Consider the following 275-nt stretch of genomic DNA (forward strand, 5'->3'; position numbering starts at 1 on the left):
GCGAGACCGTCATGACCGGCATCATGGTGATGATCATGACGACGCTGCTCGGCGTGTTCTTCCTCGGCATCGACTCGATCTTCGATTTCATCGTCAATTCGCTGCTGCGCCTCGCGCAGTAAGCCGCACCGCAGATAACGAGAGAAAGAACGAACGCATGGCGCGCTGGTACATCATCCACGCCTATTCGGGCTTCGAGGGCAAGGTTCGCGACCAGATCCTGGCCGACGCGACCCGCATGGGCCTCGATCGCCTGGTCGAGGCCGTCGAGGTTC

General features: G+C 60.7%; 1 protein-coding gene. It reads left to right on the plus strand.

The window, feature by feature from the left end:
• Nucleotides 1-11: 11 nt before the first annotated feature.
• The gene (locus RVY79_RS22055) at nucleotides 12-122 is read left to right on the plus strand and encodes a hypothetical protein (RefSeq protein ID WP_411161756.1); all 111 of its coding nucleotides are present in this window, start codon (nucleotides 12-14) and stop codon (nucleotides 120-122) included.
• Nucleotides 123-275 lie beyond the last annotated feature (153 nt).

This window comes from Chromohalobacter sp. HP20-39, from assembly GCF_033052815.1.
Lineage (GTDB): Bacteria > Pseudomonadota > Gammaproteobacteria > Pseudomonadales > Halomonadaceae > Chromohalobacter.